Genomic DNA, 19,938 nt, shown 5'->3' on the forward strand with positions numbered 1-19,938 from the left:
CCCGATCGACATCATCGGCGGACATGGACTTCTCCCTCCCCGACGACCACCGCGACATCCGGGCCGCCGTCGCCGACCTCGCCGGCCGGTTCGACGGCGACTACTGGACCCGGCACGACCGGGAGCACCTGTTCCCCACCGAGTTCTACCGGGCCTTCGCCGAGGCCGGCTGGCTCGGCATCGGGATCCCCACCGAGTACGGCGGTGGTGGCCTCGGTGTCGCCGCCGCCGGGCTGCTGCTGGAGACGATCGCCGCGTCCGGGGCGGCGATGAACGGGTGCACCCCGCTGCACCTGAGCGTGTTCGGCATCAACGTCGTCACCCGGCACGGCAGCGAGGAACTCCGCCGGGAGGTCCTCCCCCGGGTCGCGACCGAGGAACTGCAGGTCTGCTTCGGCGTCACCGAGCCCGACGCCGGCACCGACACCTCGCGGATCCGCACCGTCGCCGTCCGCGACGGCGACGGCTACCGGATCAGCGGCCGCAAGGTGTGGATCTCCAAGGCGGCCGAGAGCGACCGGATCCTGCTCGCCACACGGACCGCCGAGCGCGACCCCGCCGCGCCGATGGAGGGCCTCTCGATCTTCCTGGTCGACATGGACGACCCCGGGATCGAGACCCGGGCGATCCCCAAGATGGGGCGCAACGCCGTCGCGTCCTACGAGGTCACCCTCGACGACGTCCGCGTCCCCGCCGGCCGGCTGGTCGGCGCCGAGAACGAGGGCTTCCGGGTCCTGCTCGACGGGCTCAACCCGGAGCGCATCCTGCTCGCCCACGAGGCGCTCGGCATCGGGCGGGCCTCGGTCGACGCCGCCGTCCGCTACGCCGGCGAGCGGGAGGTCTTCGGCAGGCCGATCGGGCAGAACCAGGGCATCGCGTTCCCGCTCGCCGAGGCGAACGCCCGCCTCGACGCGGCCGAGCTCGTCTGCCGGCAGGCGGCCTGGCTCTACGACCGGGGCGAGCGCTGCGCCCGCGAGGCCAACACCGCGAAGTTCCTCGCGGCCGACGCCGGGTACCGGGCCGCCGACCAGGCGCTCCAGACCTTCGGCGGGATGGGGTACGCCGACGAGTACCACGTGAACCGCTATTTCCGCGAGGCCCGGCTCATGCGCATCGCGCCGGTCAGCCAGGAGCTCGCGCTCGCCTTCATCGCCCAGAACGTCCTCGGGCTGCCCAAGTCCTACTGACCAGGAGACCACCACCCATGAGCCTGCCCGTCGGCGTGAACGCCGGACACTTCTCCACCGGGATCCCGGACGGTTTCGCCGACCGGGTGCGCGAGATCGAGGACCTCGGGTTCGACGGCATCTGGTTCGCCGAGGCGTACGGCTCGGACGTCTTCACCCCGCTCGCGTTCTGCGCCGCGCTGACCGGCCGGATCCGGCTCGGCACCGCCGTCGCCCAGATCCCCGCCCGCACCCCCGCCGCCACGGCGACGACGGCCGCCACGCTCGACCACCTGTCCGGCGGGCGGGTGGTGCTCGGGCTCGGCGCCTCCGGCCCGCAGGTGTCCGAGGGCTGGCACGGGGTCGCCTACCCGCGCCCGCTCGCGCGCACCCGCGAGTACGTCGACGTCGTCCGGCAGGTGCTCGCACGCGAGCGACCGCTCACCTACCGCGGCGAGTTCCACGAGCTGCCCCTCGACGGCGGCACCGGGCTCGGCAAGCCGCTGCGGTCGTCGTTGCACGTGCGGCGCCCCGGCCTGCCGATCCAGCTCGGGGCTGAGGGGCCCCGCAACATCGCGCTCGCCGCCGAGATCGCCGACGGCTGGCACGCGATGTTCTTCTCCCCCGCGTTCGACGGCTTCTACCGCGAGGCGCTCGACGCCGGGTTCGCCCGCCGCGGCGGCCGGCCCGACCGGTTCGAGGTCGTCGCGACCCTGCCGGTGGTCGTCGACGACGACGTCGACCGCGCCGCCGACCGGGTCCGCCCCGACCTGGCCCTCTACATGGGCGGGATGGGCGCGCGGGGCGCGAACTTCCACCACGACGTCTTCGCCCGCATGGGCCACGCCGAGCTCGCCGCCCGCGTGCAGGACCTCTACCTGCGCGGGGAGAAGGCGGCGGCCGCCGCGGCGATCCCGACCGCGCTCGTCGAGCAGGTCGCCCTCGTCGGCCCGGCCGCGAAGATCCGCGACGACCTCGGCCGGTGGGAGGACACGGTCGTCGACTCGATCGCGGTGCAGGGCCTGCCCGAGGATCTGGCCGCGGTGTCCCGAGCCCTGATCCCCTGACCCGCGCCCGCGCCCGCGCCCGCACCGCGCCGCGCTGCGCCGCACGGGCCGCGCGCGGGGCTCGCACGACCCGCGCCGCGCACCCGCGCCGGACCGCTCCCGCACAGGTTGAGGGCGACCCGCACAGGTTGGGGGCAGCCCGCACAGGATCAGGCTCGTGCGGCTGCCTCACAAAGCATGCGGCTACGCCACAAGATGCGCGGCTGCACCACGAGGTGTGCGGCTGCACCCCGACCCGGGGCCGCACCGCGCCCCGCGACCGCACACGTTGAGGGCAATCCGCACAGTTTCGAACTCGTGCGGCTGCCTCACAGACTCCGCGCCTGCATCACACAGTGTGCGGCCGCGCCACACGGTGTGCGGCTGCACCACGCGGTGTGCGATCGCCACACGGTGTGCGATCGCGCCACGCGGCGCGCGGCCCCAGTCCCGTGCCGCCCCGCAGCGCCCGGCACCCGCACAGGCTGAGGGCACCCCGCACAGGTCCAGACTCGTGCGGCTGCGCCATACGGTGCGCGGCTGCGCCACGAGGCGTGCGGCTGCACCCCAGCGCCCCGCACCGCCCGCCGCGCCGCGCCCCGCGCCGCCGCGCCCGCCACGCCGTGGCCGCACAGGTTGATGGCGATCCGCACAGGTTCGAAGGCGTGCGGCTGCACCACAAGGCGGCTGCTGCCTCACAAGGAGTGCGGCTGCCTCACGAAGCGCGCCGCTGCCTCACGAAGAGGGCGGCTGCCTCACGACGTGTGCCGCTGCCTCAGGAGGAGCGCGGCTGTCTCACGGGGTTGGGCCGCGTCGCGAGGTGTGCGGCTGCGGTGTCGGGACCGCTCAGGGAAACATCCTGCGCAGGTCCGGGCGGTTCAGCTTGCCGCTGCCGGTCCGTGGCAGCGCCTCCACGACCTCGATGCGGCGGGGCTTGTGCATCCCCCGCAGGTTCGGGTTCGTCGCGCACCAGTCCGCGACGGCCTCGGCGGTCACCCCGTCCCGGTTCGGTACGACGACCGCGGTCACCTGCTCGACCCACCGCTCGTGCGCCGTACCGATCACGGCGACCTCGGCGAGGTCGGGGCGCGCGGCGAGGTGTTCCTCGACCATCTGCGGGAAGACGTTCTCCCCGCCGGAGACGATCATGTCGTCGATCCGGTCGACGTAGTAGAGGTAGCCGTCGGCGTCGGTCGACACGAGGTCACCGGTCCGGAACCAGCCGTCCGACCACTTCTCGGGTGCGTCGATGTTCCAGTACCCGGGGGTGACGGCGTCGCCGCGCACCCACAGCTCGCCGACGCCGTCGTCGCCGGGGTGCAGGTCGGGACCGCCGTCGACGGGCACGAGACGGGGGTCGACGATCTGCTCCAGCGGACGGCCCATCGAGTCCGGCCGGCGGGTGTCACCGGCCCGGTAGGAGACGACGAGCCCGTTCTGCTCGGTCTGCCCGTAGATCTCGACGCCGACGATGCCGGTGCCCGCCTCCAGGCGCGCGATCGCCGCCGACGGCGTCCGCGAGCCACCGAACATGCAGATCCGGAACGAGTCGAGCACGACCGGGTCCTTCACCGTCCGGTTGCCGACGTCGATCATCATCGTGGAGATGAGGCCGCCGTAGGTGGGCCGCAGCCGCTGCGCCAGCTCGATCCAGCGGACGACGTCCCACCGCGGCATGAAGGTGATCTGACCGCCGCGGACGAGGATCGGCAGGCTCGCCAGCTGCAGGCCCCCGACGTGGAAGAGCGGCATGCAGTTGAGGACGTGGTCGTCCGCGGTCAGCTCGTAGAAGTCGATCGCACCGTCGACCTCGGCGGCGATGTTGCGGTGGGTCTGCCGCACGCCCTTGGGTTTCCCGGTGGAGCCGGAGGTGTACATCAGGCAGGCGTCGTCGCGGTCCAGCCGCGGTACGACGGTGCCCATCGGCTCGTGCGCGGCGACGGCGGCGGCGAACCCGCCGTCCGGGCCGGTGGTGAGGAGCTCGGGGCCGCCGCCGTCGAGCAGGGCGCCGACGCGGTCCCGGTCGTCGGCGGTCAGGACGAGGACCGTCACCCCGGAGTCCTCGATCGCGTACCGCAGCGGGTCGTCCGGGAACATGTGGTTCAGCGGGACGCCGACCGCCCCGGCCTGCCAGGTGCCGAGCAACCCGACCAGGTACTCGAGGCAGTTCGGCAGGAAGAAGCCGACGCGGTCGCCGGGCCGTACGCCGGACGCCCGCAGGTGCGCCGCGAAGCGGGCGCCCTGCTCGGCGAACCCCGCGTAGTCGATCTCGACGTCGTCCAGGCGCAGTGCGACGGCGTCCGGCCGGTCCGCCGCGGAGCGGCGCAGCAGGGTGGCGATGTTCAACTCGGCTCGTTCCTTCCGACCTGACCGCATGTGTGGCCGGCGGCGCACGGTGCCCCGCCCCGGGCCCGGGTCGTGGACGGATCGGCCGGCCACACCCTCGGGACCGTGTGCATCAAGTCACAGGCGCGCCGCGGTTGTCAATAGCCATTCACTAAGACGGACGCGCGTGTCCGCCCGAGCGGCGTGCCGGCCCCGGTCGCGAACCCCTCAGCGGCCGGCCGACGCCGTCGCCGGCCGGGTGCCGGTGCCCGACCCGTCCGGCGACTCCAGCCGCAGGATCGCGTGGGCCGCGTCGCGCAGGAGGCCGCGGAGGGCGGCCTCGGGCAGCAGGACCTGGTGGAACAGCACGGACTGGATCGCGCCGATCGCGGTGTGCGCGAGCGTGCGGACCACGTTCTCGTCGCGGCCCGGGGCGAGCTCGCCGAGCAGGTGCACCCACTCCTCGATGTAGAGGCGCTGCTTGCGGCGCAGCCGGACCTGGTCGTCGGCCGGGAGGTTCTGGATCTCGTTGTGGTACACCTGCGCCAGGACCCGCTTGCCCACCGCGAAGTCGACCTGGCCCGCGATGAGGTCCTCGAGCGCGTGCTCCAGGTCGGTCGCGCCCTCCACACTGCGGCGGCCGTCCTCGAGCAGGTCGTCGATGATCCGCTCGAAGAGCGCCACCAGTATCGCGGACTTGCTGTCGAAGTGGCGGTAGATCGCGGAACCGGTGATGCCCGCGCGCGCGCCGATGTCCGCCATGGAGACGGCGTGGAAACCGTTGTGGGCGAGCAGCTCGGCGGCAGCACGAAGGATCTTCTGCTTGCGCGCGGGATCGCGGGTGCGCTGCACCACGGCTACCTCACACCTGAGCGGGTCACGGGCGGATGTTATCAGTCGTTCACCGATCGGGCCGCCGCGACGCGTGCCGGAGCCGTAACGGACCGGGGCAGGGCACCGAGTTCCGGCGACCCTGGTGGGGCCCCCGGCCGGTGCCGGGCCTCCCGCCGTCGGCAGGCCCGGAGGCGCCCATGTCCACCGAACCACCCGGCGGCGACGGCCCGTACTACGTCATCGTCGACGTCGACATCCACGACGTGTCCCGCTACGCCACGTACATGGAGCGGGTGCGGCCCGCGCTGGAGGAGGCCGGCGGTCGCTACCTCGTCCGGGGCGGCGCCCAGACCCGCTACGAGGGCGAGTGGGCCCCGGCTCGGCTGGTGCTGCTGGAGTTCCCCTCGAAGACGGCGTGGGAGTCGTTCTACTACGGCGACGCGTACGAGGGCATCAGGACGATCCGCGACGAGACGAGCACGGCCCACATGGTCGGTGTGGAGGGGATGACACCGACGGACCGGTGACCTGGACGGGCCGGCGGACGGCCCCGTGCCGGGACCTGTCCCGCAGGGTCGCCAATTCTGGGGTTGGCCGGGGAGCGGTCCCGGCCCGACGCTCGGACACCCGTCCCGGACACGCGGAGGCACCCGTGACCGACACCGACCCCGCAGGCACCGCCCTCGACCGGAAGGAACTGGCCGCGCGCGCCATCCGGATCATGGCCGACGGCACGCCCGCCGACTTCGAGGCCGTCGTGCACCCGGAGGCGCTCAACCGCGAGGCCGACCGCGAGCCGGCGGCGGCGCGGGGGCGCGGCCCGGCCGCCTTCCACGCGACCGCGCAGTGGCTGCGCGCGGCCTACGGCGAGCTGGCCTGGGAGATCCACGACGTCGTGGCGGACGGGGATCTCGTCGTCCTGCACACCACCATGTCCGGCCGGCAGACCGGCACCTTCGTCGTGTTCGACGACGACGCCCGGCCCCTGCACGCCTTCCCACCGACCGGGCGGCGGTTCGCCGCCACCCAGACCCACTGGCTCCGCTTCGCCGACGGCATGGTCGTCGAGCACTGGGCCAACCGGGACGACCTGGGCCAGGCCGCGCAGCTCGGCTGGAACCCGCCGTCACCGTGGTACGTGCTGCGGACGGTCCTGGCGTCCCGCCGCGCGCGCCGGGACGCCGCCCCGTCGTGACGACGCTCAGACCGGCTTGATGTTGACGTTGCGGTGGAAGACGTTGCCCGGGTCGTACTCGGCCTTGATCCGGGCGAGCCGGTCGAGCTTCTCCCGCCCGTAGGCGGCCAGGACGCGCTCGTCGTCCACCTCGGTCATCGAGTTGACGTACCCGCCGACGCTGCGCCCGAGTGGGCGCAGGTCCTCCCAGATCCCGCGGGCCCACGCCCGGTCGCTCGCGAGCTGCACCGCGTCCGTGCAGATGGGGAAGATGAACAGCTCGTACCGCGGGACCCGCCTCCCGCCGAAGGCGGTGTCGTCCTCGCCGGTCTCCAGGTAGGCCTCGTCGAGCCGGTAGACGATCAGGGTCGTGAGCGGCGAGACCTTCTGCGGGAGGCGTTCGGTCAGGACCTCGATGACCGGCTCGGTGAAGTCGTCGATCTCGATGCTCTTCTCATAGCAGTGGAAGCCCCAGGCGGTCGCCTCGTCGAGCAGCTGCTGCAGGTCGGTGTAGGGCATGGGCGTCACGAAGTCGAACAGCGGTGGGAGCCCGGCCCGGAGCCGGGCCGGTGGTGCTGCTCCTCGGGGACGAACGGCGCGGGCGGCGCGTTCGTGAACGCGATGAACGCGTTGAGCGAGCGCGGCAGCGCCCCGACGACGTCGCGCATCAGCCGCAGCGCCTCGACGCCCCGCTCGACCTCCCAGAAGAAGAACCCGAACTCGACCATCGGACCGGCCTCGTGGAGGCGGAACTCGAACTCCGTGACGACACCGACGTTGCCGCCCCCGCCCCGGACGGCCCAGAACAGGTCCGGGTTCTCGTCGGCGGAGGCCCGCAGCACCCGCCCGTCGGCGACGACGACCTCGGCGGACTCGAGGTTGTCGATCGTCAGGCCCGCCTGCCGGCTCAGCCAGCCCATCCCGCCGCCCAGCGTCAGGCCGGCGACGCCCGTGTGGCTGATCGCCCCGAGCGGGACCGCGAGCCCGTACGCCTGGGTGGCGGCGTCGACGTCGGCGAGCAGGGCGCCCGCCCGCACCCGGGCGCGCCGGGCCTCCGGGTCGACCACGACACCGCGCATCCGGCTGAGGTCGATCATGAGGCCGTCGTCGCCGGTGCACCGGCCCGCGACGTTGTGCGCCCCGGAGCGGATCGAGATCTCCAGCTCCACCGCCTGCGCGTACGCGACGGCGGCGACGACGTCCCCCGTCGACACGCACTGCGCGATCACCGCGGGCCTGCGGTCGATGTCGGCGTTCCAGACCCGCCGGACGTCGTCGTAGTCCCCGTCCTCGGCGGTGACGACGCGACCGTCCAGCGCGGTGCGGAGTGCCTCGTGGGCGTCGGCTGTCCGGGTCATGGTTCTTCCACGGACCCGCCGTCCGGCGCTCGACAGGCCGGGGCGGGCCCGGCCATGGTCCAGCACCCCGCTCCGGCGCCCATCGACCGGACTGGTGAAATCCCGGCCGACCGGTGATCACGGATCGGGAGGCGAGGCGGTCACGGATGTCCGTGTGGCTTCCCGATCCGTGATCACGTCGGATCAGGGTCAGGGTCAGGGGCGGGAGCGTCCGGTCCAGTGGGGTTCCACGCGGGCCCAGTCCTGGGCCCAGGCGCGGGCGTAGCACCGCGCCGTCCACCGGAACAGGAGTGCGGCGAGCAGCCACAACGCGCCTCCGGCGAGGACCGCCGCGATCGTGCCGACGGCGAGGGTGGCGACCCAGATGTCGGCCGCGGCGGGCGGCGGCGGCACCAGCCGGTCGTCGGCGGTGGTCCACACCTCGACCGCGGACCCGGCGGGGCCGGTCACCGGGACGACGGTGTGTCCGGTGTGGATCTCCCCGTCGTGGCCGGTCCAGCGCACGGTCGCCGGGTGGTGGAGGGCCGGGGCCTCGCGCCCGACGGTGACGGTGCCGGTGACCAGCACCGCGGCCGTCGGGCTGCGGTCGGCGGCCTCGGCCCGCGCCCGCCCGACGGCGTCGGTGTGGACCGTGGACGCGAGCGTCAGGCACAGCACCGCGGCGAGGGCGGCCAGGACGCCGAGGAACACCGACAGACCGTCCTCGATGCGTTCGGTGCGCCGCCGGAGCCGGGACGGCGCGTCGGTACCGCCAGTGTTGTGGCCCATGACCGGCCTCCGATCGACCCCGCCGATCGTGGGCACCGGCGCCGCGGCCGGACAGGGCCGGACGCACGGATGCAAGGGGCCGGGGGTCCCGTCCGCACCGGGCCGGACGGCACGGGGACGACCGGACCAGCGAGGACGGGTGACCTGGGTCCCGGGCACGACGGGTCGTTCGCGCCTGTCGCGGAGCGCGCACCGGGTGGGATCGTCGGGCGCCGTCAGGGCACGCAACGTGGGAGGGGACCATCCGATGATCACCAGGATCGACGGTCTGCCGGAGGGCGTCGACGGCGTCCGTGCGTCGGGCACCATCTCCCGCGCCGACTACGAGGCCGCGGTCGTCCCGCTGCTGGACTCCGCAGCGGCCGCGGGCCGCCGGCTGCGCGTGCTGGTGGTCCTCGACGACGCGTTCGACGGCATCACGCCCGACGCGATGTGGGAGGACGTCACACTGGGCCTGCGTGCACTCCCGCTGTTCGACGGGTGCGCCGTCGTCAGCGACCGGGAGGCGGTCCGCGTCGCCTGCCGGGTCGCGGCCGTGCTGACGCCGTACTCGCTGGCCGTGTTCCCGGAGTCGCAGCAGGACCGTGCGGTCGCCTGGCTCGAGGGGCTCCCGGCCGCCGGGTTCTCGGTGGAGCTGCGGCCCGACGACGGTGTCGCCGTCGTCCGGGTGGACCGGGCGTTGCGGGCCGCCGACTTCGACCGGCTCCGGCAGGAGGTCGACTCCTGGTACGCCGCGCACGGCGAACTGGCCGGGCTGGTGCTCGTCGCGTCGTCGTTCCCGGGGTGGGAGAACCTGAGCGGCCTGGTCCGGCACGCCGAGTTCGTGATGCAGGAACACCGCCGGGTGCGGCGGGTCGCGCTCGCCCTCGACGGGATCCTGCCCACCCTCGCCCCGGCCGTCGCCGGGACCGTGCTGCACCCCGGCGTCCGGCACTTCCGGCACGCCGACGTCGAGGCCGCGATCGCCTGGGCGGGCGCGGACCGCCCGGCCGCGGTCGACCACTGAGGTGACCGGCCGGGAGGTGGACGACGTGCCGCTGGGCACCCACGTGACCGGTCTGCGGCTGGACCGGGCGGAGATCCTCGCCGTGCTGGGCGCGGCGACCCGCGCGCCGTCGGTGCACAACACGCAGCCGTGGCGGTTCCGGCTGCGCTCCGGGACGATCGACGTGCTCCGCGACCCCGAGCGGTGGTTGCGGGTCGCCGATCCCGACGGCCGCGAGCAGCGGCTCGCGTGCGGGGCGGCGGTGCGCACGCTGCGGCTCGCGTTGATCGGGCTCGGGCACCGGCCGTTCGTGACCCTCCACCCGGACCGGACCGATCCGTGGCTGATGGCCACCGTGCGCCGCGGGAGCGGACGCCCGGCCACCGTGCCCGAGCAGGCGATGCTCGACGCGATCGGCGTCCGGCGGACCCAGCGCACCGACTTCGGCCCGGGCGGGGTCACGCCCGAGGCCCGGCTCGCACTGCGGCGGGCCGCGATCGACGCGGGGGTCTGGCTCGATCTCGTCGCCGCCCCCGAGGTCGCCGACCGGCTCGGGGCGATGGCCCGGCGGGCCTACCGGACCCGGATGGACGATCCCGCGTTCCGGGCGGAGGTGGCCCGCTGGACGTCGTGGGCCGACGACCGGCACGACGGGGTGGCAGCCGATCTCGGCGGTCCGGCGGTGTCCCCGTCGGCGGTGTGGCTGCCCGGTGGCGCGCGGCCGGCCGACGGGCAGGGCCTGTCACCGTCGTCGCCGCTGCTCGGGTTCGTCAGCACCCACGCCGACGGGCCCGCCGAGGAGGTCCGCGCCGGTGAGGGCCTGCAGTCCGTGCTGCTCGCCGCGGCCGCGCACGGCCTGTCCGCGGCGTTCCTGTCCGAGCTGATCGACGTCGAGCCGGTCCGCACCGACGTGCACCGCCTGCTGGGGCGGCCCCGCCGGATCCAGGCGGCGATCCGGCTGGGTGTGGCCACCGCGAGCCCGCCCACGCCCCGGCGGCCGGTCGAGGACGTCCTCACCGAGGACTCGGAGCCACTGCCCCCCGTGTGACCGGGCCCGGCCTCACACCTCGGCGGCCGGGCCCGCAGCGGTGACGTCGGCGTCGGCCGGGGTCTCCGCCCGGGCGGGGACGATCACGACCGGGCACCGCGCCCGCCGGGAGCACGCGGCGCTCACCGAGCCGAGCAGCATCCGGCTGACCGGCCCGTGCCCGTGGCTGCCGAGTACCAGCATTGCCGCTCCGGCGGACGCGGCCACGAGCCCGTCGACGACGGGTTCCTCCCGCAGCTCGCCCTCCACCCGGATCCCGGCACGCGGTAGCACCGCCGCGAGGTCGGCCTCCAGCGCGAGCTGCTCCTCGTGGCGGACGGTCGACCGCATCTCGACGACCGGGGCGGGCGGGGCGAACAGCGCCGTCGGGTCCCAGACCCGCACCGCGCGCACCCACCTCCTGCTCCGTGCAGCCTCGGCGAGCGCCCAGGTCAGGGCGGTGCGGGAGGTCGGTGACCCGTCGACGCCGACGACGATCTCGTCGGGGCGCGGGCCGGTCCGTCCGGTGGCGTCCATGGTGTCTCCTCGGTGGGTCGGTGCAGGGGGTGTCCGCAGGCTGCGCTCTCCGGCCGTGTCCTGTGACCGGCACTCCCACCCGCCCCGGTGGGGACCATCGCCCCGCGGGCGACAGGGCCTTCGCGACTGGGAACGGCGACGGGCGGGGGCGACCGTCGGGGCCCGTCCCGACTCCGGGAGGAGCATCCCGTGCACGCGCAGATCGTGGTCGAGTCCCTGTTCGGCAACACCCGGACCGTCGCCGACGCGGTGGCCGACGGCCTGCGCGGGCGGGGCTGCGACGTCGTCGTCGACCCGCCCTCCCCCGGCACCCCGCTGCGCCCGGGCGACCTGCTGGTCGTGCTCGGCCCCACGCACGCGCTCGGGATGAGCCGGCCCTCCACCCGCGCCGACGCCGTGCGGCAGGGCGCGGGCGGGTCCGGCGCCGACGGCATCCGCGAGTGGATCGACCGGTTGCCGCCCGCGTCCCCGGGCGACGCCCGGTTCGCCTGCGCCGACACGCGGGTCTCGCCGTGGATCCCCGGGTCCGCCGCACGGTCGGCGCACCGCGCGCTCCGCCACCGCGGGTACCGGCCGGCGGCACCGCCGGAGTCGTTCGTGGTCACCGGCAACGGCCCGCTGCGTCCCGGCGAGCCTGACCGGGCCCGGGCGTGGGCGCGCACCCTCGTCCCCGCCCCGACGACGACCGGCACGCCCTGACGGCGGGCCGGGCCACGCCGCCGGGGCTCACCGCTGGTCGCCGTCGGGCAGCGGGCGCGCGCCGACGACGATCAGTGCCACGCCCACGAGCAGCACCACGGACCCGGCGACGACCGCCGCCACCACGGCGGCGAGACCGGTGGCCCCGGTGCCGCCGCCGATGCCGAGCCCGGCGCCCAGCAGCACCAGCCACGCCCCGATCCCGAGCAGGACCGACCGGCCCGTCGGGGGAGGCTGGACCACGGCCGCCGGCGCGACGGTCGTCGTCCCGGGCCGGGTGCGCAGGGCCGTCGAGCCCGCGGCAGCCTCGGTCGCCGCGGGTGCGGCGGCGCGGGCCGTGGTGCCCGGGCCGGGCAGCGGGCCCGCGGGATCCGTCCCGCCCTGGTCCATCCGCATCGGGGGAGGGTAGGCGTCGGTCATCAGACCGGCGTAGGCGACCACCCGCAGCACCCACCGGTCGATGCCGGTGACCAGGCCGAACAGTCCTGCAGGGTAGCCCCCGGTGAACAGCAGCAGCACCGCGACGAACAGCACGAGCAGCGACAGCAGCCCACCCCCGGCCCGGGCCAGGCCGGTCCCGCCTGCGCCCACCAGGAACGCCAGCACCGCGTAGTGTGGCAGCGCGAGCAGCCACCACTTGACCAGCACCAGCCCGCGGGACAGGGAGCCGGGGTAGGCGACGTCGAGCCGGGCCGGGTCGTCCGGGGAGTCGTCGAGGGCGAACCGCGGGTAGCGGTCCGTGCCGAGGCCGCCGTAGCCGTACCAGGCCACCCGCCACCACCACCGGATCACGCCGAGGTTGAACCCGAACAGCACGCGCGGGTAGCGGCCGGTCACCAGGATCGCGAGGAACGCCGCGATCGTCAGCACCCACACCGCCGCCCCGAGCACCGCGAGCACCACGATGTGCGGGACCAGCAGCAGCCATTTCACCAGCCAGAGCCACCGCGACAGGACGGGATCGAGCCGGGCCTGCAGGCGCACCGGTGACCCCGGGTCCGAGGTGGCCGGATCCGTCGAGTTCGTCATGCACAGACGGTTCGCCCGTCCGCGGAACCGGGACCAGTGACGACCGTCCCGTTCCGGGGGCCGGAGGTCACGGGCGCGGCGGGCCGGTCGGCCCTGCCGCCGTCAGGTGCTCGTGGCCTCGACGAGGTGGGCGGCCATCGGCGCGGTGACCGGGCCGGGGCCGAGGATGCGGGTCATCGCCGCGGCGACGGTCCGCACGGTGGTCGCCGGGTCGGCGCGGCCGGCGATCCGGGCGCGCAGCGGGGTGCCGGTGCAGAAGCCCTCGGCGACGACGGCGGCCGAGCGGGCGTGCCCGTCCAGGACGACGCGGTCGATCCGGATCCCGTCGAACCGGCGGGGGCGGTCCCCGGCCGGCCCGCGGGCGTCCTGCAGGTCGGCCCGGATCCGGGCGGGATCGTGGTAGCCGTGCGGGACCGTCGTCAGGAACGACGGGACCTCCGGCCCGAACACCCCCTGGAGGCCCGCGACCAGCGCGCTCGCCCAGGTGTGGGTGTCGATCGTGTCCCACGTGCTCAGCACCGTGCGGCCACCGGGGGCCAGCACCCGCAGGGACTCGGCGTGCGCGGCCACGCGGTCCGGGAAGAACATCACCCCGAACCCGCAGCACACCACGTCGACCGTGCCGTCGGCGGCGGGCAGCCGGTCGGCCGCCGCGGCCACCCAGCGCGCGCGGGGCTCGTGCCGGCGGCCGTGGGCGACCATCGCCGGGTTCAGGTCGGTCGCCAGCACCTCGACGCCGGGCAGGGCGTCGAGCAGGGCCCGGGTGAGAACGCCGGTGCCGGCGGCGACCTCCAGCACGCGGGAGGGCCGGTGCTCCGCCACCCGCCGGGCCAGCTCGGCCGCGAACGGTGCGAACACCGGCCCCTCCAGGCACCGCGCGTAGGCCTCGGTCATGGCCTCCACCCACACCGCGTCGTCCTGCGTACGCGGGTGGGGGCCGGGACCGGTGCTCACGGTGTCGTCCTGCCTGCTAGGCGGCCTCGACCTCGGGCATGATCTCCTCCTTGATCCGCTTGAGGTCGTCGAGCGTCTTCGCGACCGGCACGTCCGCGAACGGCGGCCAGAACATCGGCATCGTCATCCCGGCCTCCTTGTAGGCCTTGAGCCGGTCCGTGATCTGCCGTGCGGACCCGACGAGGAGGTTGGTGAGCTTACCGCCGGGAGACTGGTCGACGTCGGTGTCGGTGATGACGGTCCACAGCATGCTGCTGATCTCGAGGTCGTCGACCGTGCGCTCGCTGCCGATCTCGCCGAGCTCGCGAGCGATCTCGGTCCGCCAGCGGGTGATGTCCTCCGGGGAGTCCTGGATCCCGATCCAGCCCGCGAGGCCGTACCTGCTGATCCGCGTGGCCGCGCGCCGCGGGTCCTTCAGGCCGCTGAAGAAGATCGGCGGGCCGGGCTTCTGCAGCGGCTTCGCCCCGAACCCGCAACGGTCGAAGTCGGCGAACTCGCCGTGGTACTCGAAGACGTCGTCGCCCCAGACGCCCTGCATGATCTCGATCGTCTCGCGCACGTGCTTGTTGCGCTTCGGGAAGATGTGCGACGCGCTGGAGGCCGCGAACTCCTCGGGCATCCACCCGGCACCGACGCCGACGTTCAGCCGTCCGCCCGACAGGTGGTCGATGGTGGCCATCTCGGCCGCCAGGACACCCGGGGACCGGAACGGGGTGTCGATGATGCTCATCCCGATCCGCACCGTCGACGTCTTCGCCGCGAGCCACGGGATGAGCGGCATGCCCTGCAGCCACTCGCCGCGCGAGGACACCGGGAGCCCCTTGGGCATCTCGGGGATCATGCCGAACGAGTACTGCAGCTCCCCGCGGTCCGACGCCTCCGGCACGACGATGCGGTCGAGCGTCCAGACGGAGTCGAAGTCCAGGTCCTCGGCGAGGGCGGTCAGGTCCTCCAGCTCCGTGACCGTCACCTTGTCGCGGAAGTTGGGAAGATAGAGAGCGAGCTTCATGCAGACGGCCTCCTCGCCGTTCGGGGGTGATGTTCCGGGGTGGTGCGGGATCAGGTCGCGACGTCCAGGAACGTCTTCCTGATGTCGGCCTTGAGCACCTTCCCGATCTTCGACCGGGGCAGGTCCTCCCAGACCTCGATCTGTTTCGGCGTCTTCACGCTGCCGATGCGGGTCTTCACGAACGACGTCAGCTCCGCCGGGTCCAGCGTGCTGCCGGGCCGGATCTGGAGGACGGCGGTGAGCCGCTCGCCCCACTTGTCGTCGGGAAGGCCGATGACGGCGCAGTCGGCGACGGCGGGATGGGCCATCAGCACCTGCTCCACCTCGGAGGAGTAGACGTTGAACCCACCGGTGATGACCATGTCCTTCGCCCGGTCGACGATGAACAGGAAGCCGTCGTCGTCGAGGTAGCCGATGTCGCCGGTGTGGTGCCAGCCGTGCGCCGAGACCTCCGCGGTGGCCTTCTCGTTCCGGAGGTAGCCACGCATGACGAGCGAACCGCGGACGACGATCTCGCCCCGTTCGCCCCGGGCGAGCAGCCGGCCGTCGTCGGCCATGATCCCGACGGTGACCAGCGGGGACGGCCGTCCCGCCGAGGACAGCCGCTCACGGGCGACCGTCCCGTCCGGCCCGAAGTGGTCCTCCGGCGCCATCGTGGAGATCATCATCGGGGCCTCGGTCTGGCCGAAGAGCTGCGCCATCACCGGGCCGATCCGGGAGAGGGCCTCCTCCAGCCGGGTCACCGACATCGGCGCGGCGCCGTACCAGAAGCACTGCAACGACGACAGGTCCCGCCCGTCGAGCGACGGGTGGTCGAGGACCATGTAGATCAGCGTCGGCGGCAGGAACGTGTGCGTCACCCGGTGCCGTTCGACGTGGTCGAGGAAGCCGCCCACGTCGGGGGCGCGCATGACGACGATCGAGCCGCCGCGGCACAGCACCGGGAAGCACAGCACGCCCGCAGCGTGGGTGAGCGGTGCCAGCGCCAGGTAGGTGGGCCGCCCGCCGTCCGGCGGCCACGGGTAGCTCATGAGCGTGATCGCCGTCATCGTCTCGATGGTCGTCCCGGTGAGCACCACCCCCTTGGGACGGCCGGTGGTGCCGCCCGTGCCGACGACCATCGCGACGTCGTCCGGGCACTGCCGGTCGACCGGCCCGGCGTCGGCCCCCGCGGCCAGGAACTCCGCCCAGCCGGTGGCCCACTCCGGATCGGCGTCGAGGCAGACGAGGGTCCGCAGCCGCGGCAGGTCACCGCGGATCGCGTCCACGAGCGGCGCGAACGACGACTGGAAGATCAGGACCGAGCACTCGAAGAGCTCGAGGAGCTCGCGGTTCTCGCCCGCCTCGTTGCGCGGGTTGATCGGGCACCACACGGCACCGGCGCGGCTGATCCCGAACACGCAGGTGAACGACGTCGGGTCGTTCGCCGAGAGGATCGCGACCGTGTCCCCCGGCTCGACACCGTGCCCGACGAGTGCGGCGGCGACCCGGTCGCCCAGCTCCCGCACGTCGCCGTAGGTCGCGACCTCGCCGTCGCAGACCAGGCAGGGCGCACCCGAATCCAGGGACGCCCCCTTGTCGAGATGGTCGACGAGGCGCATCACATGCCCATGCCGCCGTCGACGGGCAGGCCGGCGCCGTTGACGAAGCGGGACGCGTCCGACGCCAGGAACGCGACCGCGTCGGCGATGTCGGTGACCTCGCCGAGCCGGCCCGACGGCGTGAGCTCGACGACGGCGCCGACGGCGGCCTCCGGGCTCTCGAACAGCCCGAGCCCGGCGGTCTCGACGGCGAGCTTCTGGCCCATGGCCGTCGGCACGAGCCCCGGGTAGACGCAGTTGACCCGGACCCCGTAGCCGAGCTTGCCCGACTCCATGGCCGCGACCCGGGTGAGCCGGTCGATCCCCGACTTCGTGGCCGAGTACCCGCCGATCGAGGGGAAGGCGATGGTCGCGGCGACCGAGGCGATGTTGACCACCGAGCCGCCCTGCCCGGCCGCACCGCCCGGGCGCATCGCGCGGAACGCGTGCTTGATCCCCAGCATCGTGCCGAGGAGGTTGACCTCGAGCATGGCCCGCACGTCGCCGGGGTCGGTGTCGACCAGGAGCTGGGTGACCTCGAGACCGGCGTTGTTGACGACCACGTCCAGCCCGCCGAACCGGTCCACGGTGGAGGCGACCGCGGTGGACCACGAGCCATCGTCGGTGACGTCCAGGTGCACGGAACCGTGGCGCTCGCCGAGCGACTCGGCGAGCTTGGTCGCGAGATCGTCCTGGATGTCGGCGACGACGACCGAGGCCCCGGAGTCGGCCAGTGCGCGGGCCATCCCCTCACCGAGGCCCTGCGCGCCCCCGGTCACGAGCACGGTGCGTCCGGTCAGGTCGATCTGAGTCACTGGCACTCCTTCATCGGCGGTGATGGGAGCCACACCCTCGTGGAAACTCTGACCGACTGTCAAGATATCGCTGACCAGTCGTCCAGATTTTGGTGACCATCCGTCACGAGGATCGGTTAGGGTGGCGATCCGGACGACCGGGGACGAGGGGCGGTGGCATGGCGCGGGCCAATCCGATCGACAAGCACGACGCACGCCGCAGGGCGCTCGCGGACTCGGCGCTGCGCACGCTCGGCGAGCTGGGTTTCGCCCGGTCGTCGCTGCGGGAGATCGCGAACAACTCCCCCTTCAGCCACGGCGTCGTGCACTACTACTTCGGCGACAAGCTGGACCTGATCGTGTACTGCGTCCGGCAGTACAAAGCCGTCTGCGTGACCCGCTACGACGGCGCGGTCGCCGGCTCGACCACCGCCGACGGCCTGGTCGCCGCGTTCGCCGACACGCTGCGCCAGACGATCGTCGACGAGGCACCCATGCACCGCCTCTGGTACGACCTGCGTTCCCAGAGCATGTTCGAGGAGGGCCTGCGGGAGGCCGTCCAGCAGATCGACCGGACGCTCGAGGACATGGTCTGGCGGGTCGTGACCCGCTACGCCGAGCTGGCCGGCTCCCGCACCGCGCTCACCCCGCACACCGCGTACGGGATGTTCGACGGCGTGTTCCAGCAGGCCGTGCTGGGCTACCTCGCCGGGCACGAGCAGGAGGCGCTCGACGTGCTCCGGGCCGAGGTGCACGACCTCATGCCGCTCACCCTCCGCACACCCCGGGCCGACGCGGCCTGACGGGGCGCGCCGCCGGTGGGAGCATCCCCGGCGTGGACGACACCACGACGCTGCTCGACCTCACCCACGCCTGGCACCGCGCGATCGCCCGGAACGACGCGGACGCCATCGCGGCGTTCATGGCGCCGGACTGGGTGCTCGTCGACCACGACGGCGTGGGCACCCGCGAGAACTTCCTGTCCCTCGTCGCCACCGGCCGGCTGCGCCACAGCCTCATGAAGCCGGTTCCGCGCAGCGAACGCGTCCGGGTGCACGGAGACCTCGGGTACGTGACGGCCCGGGTCCTCAACACCGCGCTCGTCGAGGGCCGGGAGCACCACGCCGACGAGTGGACCACCGACGTCTTCGTCCGGCGTGCCGGCCGGTGGGAGTGCGTGCTGTCGCAGGTCACCGCCGCACGCCGGGACGACGACGGGTAGTCAGAAGGCGATCCGCACGGGGCGGCCGGACCGGACCGGCACCCCGCTCGCGAACATGACGTGATCCGGGCGGCGCCACGCCGCACCCGGGACGCCGGTGGCCGGGACCAGCCCCGTCGCCGTCGTCGAGCACTTCTGCCGTCCGCAGCGGCCCATCCGACCGGCCAGGACCGGCAGGACCCGGGCCGTCCGTCACGGCTCCGACGATGACGCACACACGCGTCCCCGGCCCCTGCGGGATCCGCGTCTGGACAGCAGTCGGCATGCAAACGTATATTCTTCAGCATCAGAATATACGATCATCTGGCGATGATCGTCTTCCACCACGGAGGTCAAGGGTGACCGACTCGCAGATCGCTGCCCGGAGCGCCGACGGCGTCCCCGGCGGGGATCCCTCATCACAGCCGAACCGCCGGATGCGGAACCGGGTGCTCCTGTCGAGCTTCGTCGGATCGGTCATCGAGTGGTACGACTTCTACCTCTTCGGCATCGCCTCGGCCGCCGTGTTCGGGCAGCTGTACTTCCCCGAGTTCAGCTCCACGGCCGGCACCCTCGCCGCGTTCGCCACCCTGGCCGCAGGCTTCATCGCCCGGCCCCTCGGCGGGATCGTCTGGGGCCACTTCGGCGACCGGGTCGGCCGCAAGGGGATGCTCGTGCTGTCCATCGTGCTGATGGGCGTGGCGACGACCGTCGTGGGACTGCTGCCCACCTACGCGACGATCGGCATCTGGGCGCCGCTGATCCTGGTGCTGATGCGCCTGGTCCAGGGCGTGTCGGCCGGCGGCGAGTGGGGCGGGGCCGTGCTCATGTCCATGGAGCACGCACCGAAGCGCCGCGGCCTGTCCAGCTCGGTCGCACAGATGGGGCTCTACGGCGGGATCCTGCTGGCCAACGGGGTCTTCGCGGCGGCGGCCGCGCTGACCGGCGACGCGTTCCTCGAGTGGGGCTGGCGCATCCCGTTCCTGCTCTCGGCCGTGCTCGTCCTGATCGGTCTGTGGATCAAGCTCGGGGTCGAGGAGAGCCCGGTGTTCACCCAGGCCCGCGAGCAGGCGGATCTGGCCACCGCCGAGAAGCCGCAGGTGCCGCTCGTCGAGGTGCTCCGCCACCCGAAGAACCTGCTCCTGTCCGTCGCGCTCGTCCTCGGTGCGTTCGCGGCGAGCGCGCTCTACGGCACCTGGATCGTCAGCTACGGCATCACGGAGGGCTTCCCGCGCGCGGACATCCTCAACGCCGTCCTCGTGGCGGCGGCGATCGGCCTCGTGTTCCAGCCGGTGTTCGCGTACCTGTCCGACCTGTGGGGCCGGCGCGTCGTCGTCGGTGTCGGCGCGGTCCTGCAGGCGCTCAGCATCCCGGTCATGTTCGCCCTCATGGACGGCGGCGGCACCGGCGCGATGTACCTCGGGATCTCCCTCGCCGCGTTCGCCCACGCCA

General features: G+C 73.6%; 20 protein-coding genes and 1 pseudogene. 9 read left to right on the forward strand and 12 right to left on the reverse strand.

From position 1 onward, the window contains the following. Positions 1-23 precede the first annotated feature (23 nt). Complete coding sequence (locus tag Ae150APs1_RS03600) at positions 24-1,187, forward strand: acyl-CoA dehydrogenase family protein (RefSeq protein ID WP_075295775.1); 1,164 nt, start codon at positions 24-26, stop codon at positions 1,185-1,187. A 23-nt stretch (positions 1,188-1,210) separates the two neighbouring features. Next, positions 1,211-2,233, forward strand: a complete 1,023-nt coding sequence (locus Ae150APs1_RS03605; protein ID WP_060576612.1) for an LLM class F420-dependent oxidoreductase — start codon at positions 1,211-1,213, stop codon at positions 2,231-2,233. A gap of 825 nt (positions 2,234-3,058) precedes the next feature. On the opposite strand, the gene Ae150APs1_RS03610 is transcribed toward Ae150APs1_RS03605, so the two are convergent. Together Ae150APs1_RS03610 and Ae150APs1_RS03615 are read right to left on the reverse strand one after the other, a co-directional pair. Further along, on the reverse strand, positions 3,059-4,558 hold the full coding sequence (locus tag Ae150APs1_RS03610) for an AMP-binding protein (protein ID WP_075295777.1): 1,500 nt from the start codon (positions 4,556-4,558) through the stop codon (positions 3,059-3,061). Positions 4,559-4,765: 207 nt separating this feature from the next. Next, positions 4,766-5,389, reverse strand: a complete 624-nt coding sequence (locus Ae150APs1_RS03615) for a TetR/AcrR family transcriptional regulator (protein ID WP_249266199.1) — start codon at positions 5,387-5,389, stop codon at positions 4,766-4,768. Between the two features lie 179 nt (positions 5,390-5,568). Between Ae150APs1_RS03615 and Ae150APs1_RS03620 the strand changes: the two genes are divergently transcribed. Next, entirely contained in the window at positions 5,569-5,898 is a 330-nt protein-coding gene (locus tag Ae150APs1_RS03620) for a DUF1330 domain-containing protein (RefSeq protein WP_075295782.1), read from the forward strand. A gap of 125 nt (positions 5,899-6,023) precedes the next feature. Next, positions 6,024-6,566 (forward strand): ester cyclase, encoded by a 543-nt coding sequence (locus tag Ae150APs1_RS03625; RefSeq protein ID WP_010231381.1) that lies wholly within the window; start codon positions 6,024-6,026, stop codon positions 6,564-6,566. A gap of 6 nt (positions 6,567-6,572) precedes the next feature. Here Ae150APs1_RS03625 and Ae150APs1_RS34515 read toward each other — a convergent pair whose 3' ends face one another. From Ae150APs1_RS34515 to Ae150APs1_RS31860, 3 genes are all read right to left on the reverse strand, one after another. Next, positions 6,573-7,064 (reverse strand): BBE domain-containing protein, encoded by a 492-nt coding sequence (locus Ae150APs1_RS34515; protein ID WP_349289870.1) that lies wholly within the window; start codon positions 7,062-7,064, stop codon positions 6,573-6,575. A 5-nt stretch (positions 7,065-7,069) separates the two neighbouring features. Continuing rightward, positions 7,070-7,903: an FAD-dependent oxidoreductase gene (locus tag Ae150APs1_RS34520; RefSeq protein ID WP_349289871.1), complete on the reverse strand. Its 834-nt coding sequence runs from the start codon at positions 7,901-7,903 to the stop codon at positions 7,070-7,072. A gap of 195 nt (positions 7,904-8,098) precedes the next feature. Then, on the reverse strand, positions 8,099-8,671 hold the full coding sequence (locus Ae150APs1_RS31860; RefSeq protein WP_075295784.1) for a hypothetical protein: 573 nt from the start codon (positions 8,669-8,671) through the stop codon (positions 8,099-8,101). Between the two features lie 247 nt (positions 8,672-8,918). Here Ae150APs1_RS31860 and Ae150APs1_RS31865 point away from each other — a divergent pair, with 247 nt between their 5' ends. Beyond that, the gene (locus Ae150APs1_RS31865; protein WP_075295786.1) at positions 8,919-9,677 is read left to right on the forward strand and encodes an STAS/SEC14 domain-containing protein; all 759 of its coding nucleotides are present in this window, start codon (positions 8,919-8,921) and stop codon (positions 9,675-9,677) included. A gap of 16 nt (positions 9,678-9,693) precedes the next feature. Continuing rightward, the gene (locus Ae150APs1_RS03645; protein WP_139316793.1) at positions 9,694-10,704 is read left to right on the forward strand and encodes a nitroreductase; all 1,011 of its coding nucleotides are present in this window, start codon (positions 9,694-9,696) and stop codon (positions 10,702-10,704) included. A gap of 12 nt (positions 10,705-10,716) precedes the next feature. Here Ae150APs1_RS03645 and Ae150APs1_RS03650 read toward each other — a convergent pair whose 3' ends face one another. Beyond that, positions 10,717-11,220 carry a universal stress protein gene (locus tag Ae150APs1_RS03650; protein ID WP_010231373.1) on the reverse strand — a complete coding sequence of 168 codons (504 nt, stop codon included), beginning with the start codon at positions 11,218-11,220 and terminating at the stop codon, positions 10,717-10,719. A 189-nt stretch (positions 11,221-11,409) separates the two neighbouring features. Here Ae150APs1_RS03650 and Ae150APs1_RS03655 point away from each other — a divergent pair, with 189 nt between their 5' ends. Next, positions 11,410-11,919: a hypothetical protein gene (locus Ae150APs1_RS03655; RefSeq protein ID WP_060575787.1), complete on the forward strand. Its 510-nt coding sequence runs from the start codon at positions 11,410-11,412 to the stop codon at positions 11,917-11,919. A 366-nt stretch (positions 11,920-12,285) separates the two neighbouring features. On the opposite strand, the pseudogene Ae150APs1_RS03660 reads toward Ae150APs1_RS03655, so the two are convergent. The 5 genes and pseudogenes from Ae150APs1_RS03660 to Ae150APs1_RS03680 form a co-directional block, all read right to left on the reverse strand. After that, a pseudogene (locus tag Ae150APs1_RS03660) lies at positions 12,286-12,948 on the reverse strand (DUF4389 domain-containing protein); the annotation flags it as partial. 102 nt (positions 12,949-13,050) lie between these two features. Beyond that, positions 13,051-13,902, reverse strand: coding sequence for a class I SAM-dependent methyltransferase (locus Ae150APs1_RS03665; protein ID WP_212567151.1), 852 nt, complete (start codon positions 13,900-13,902; stop codon positions 13,051-13,053). 16 nt (positions 13,903-13,918) lie between these two features. Beyond that, positions 13,919-14,911, reverse strand: coding sequence for an LLM class flavin-dependent oxidoreductase (locus Ae150APs1_RS03670; protein WP_075295790.1), 993 nt, complete (start codon positions 14,909-14,911; stop codon positions 13,919-13,921). Between the two features lie 50 nt (positions 14,912-14,961). Continuing rightward, complete coding sequence (locus Ae150APs1_RS03675; protein WP_075295792.1) at positions 14,962-16,512, reverse strand: long-chain fatty acid--CoA ligase; 1,551 nt, start codon at positions 16,510-16,512, stop codon at positions 14,962-14,964. Beyond that, positions 16,512-17,306, reverse strand: a complete 795-nt coding sequence (locus Ae150APs1_RS03680; RefSeq protein WP_075295794.1) for an SDR family oxidoreductase — start codon at positions 17,304-17,306, stop codon at positions 16,512-16,514. Before Ae150APs1_RS03680 ends, Ae150APs1_RS03675 begins: the two co-directional genes overlap by 1 nt. A gap of 158 nt (positions 17,307-17,464) precedes the next feature. On the opposite strand from Ae150APs1_RS03680, the gene Ae150APs1_RS03685 reads away from it, so the two are divergent. Both Ae150APs1_RS03685 and Ae150APs1_RS03690 read left to right on the forward strand, forming a co-directional pair. After that, positions 17,465-18,088, forward strand: a complete 624-nt coding sequence (locus tag Ae150APs1_RS03685; RefSeq protein WP_075295796.1) for a TetR/AcrR family transcriptional regulator — start codon at positions 17,465-17,467, stop codon at positions 18,086-18,088. Positions 18,089-18,120: 32 nt separating this feature from the next. Next, the gene (locus tag Ae150APs1_RS03690) at positions 18,121-18,507 is read left to right on the forward strand and encodes a nuclear transport factor 2 family protein (RefSeq protein WP_075295798.1); all 387 of its coding nucleotides are present in this window, start codon (positions 18,121-18,123) and stop codon (positions 18,505-18,507) included. 398 nt (positions 18,508-18,905) lie between these two features. Here Ae150APs1_RS03690 and Ae150APs1_RS31870 read toward each other — a convergent pair whose 3' ends face one another. Continuing rightward, a complete protein-coding gene (locus Ae150APs1_RS31870; RefSeq protein ID WP_170918016.1) occupies positions 18,906-19,934 on the reverse strand; it encodes a hypothetical protein in 1,029 nt (342 codons plus the stop codon). Positions 19,935-19,938: the final 4 nt, after the last annotated feature.

It is taken from the genome of Pseudonocardia sp. Ae150A_Ps1, from assembly GCF_001932315.1.
In the GTDB taxonomy this organism is placed as follows: Bacteria; Actinomycetota; Actinomycetes; order Mycobacteriales; family Pseudonocardiaceae; genus Pseudonocardia.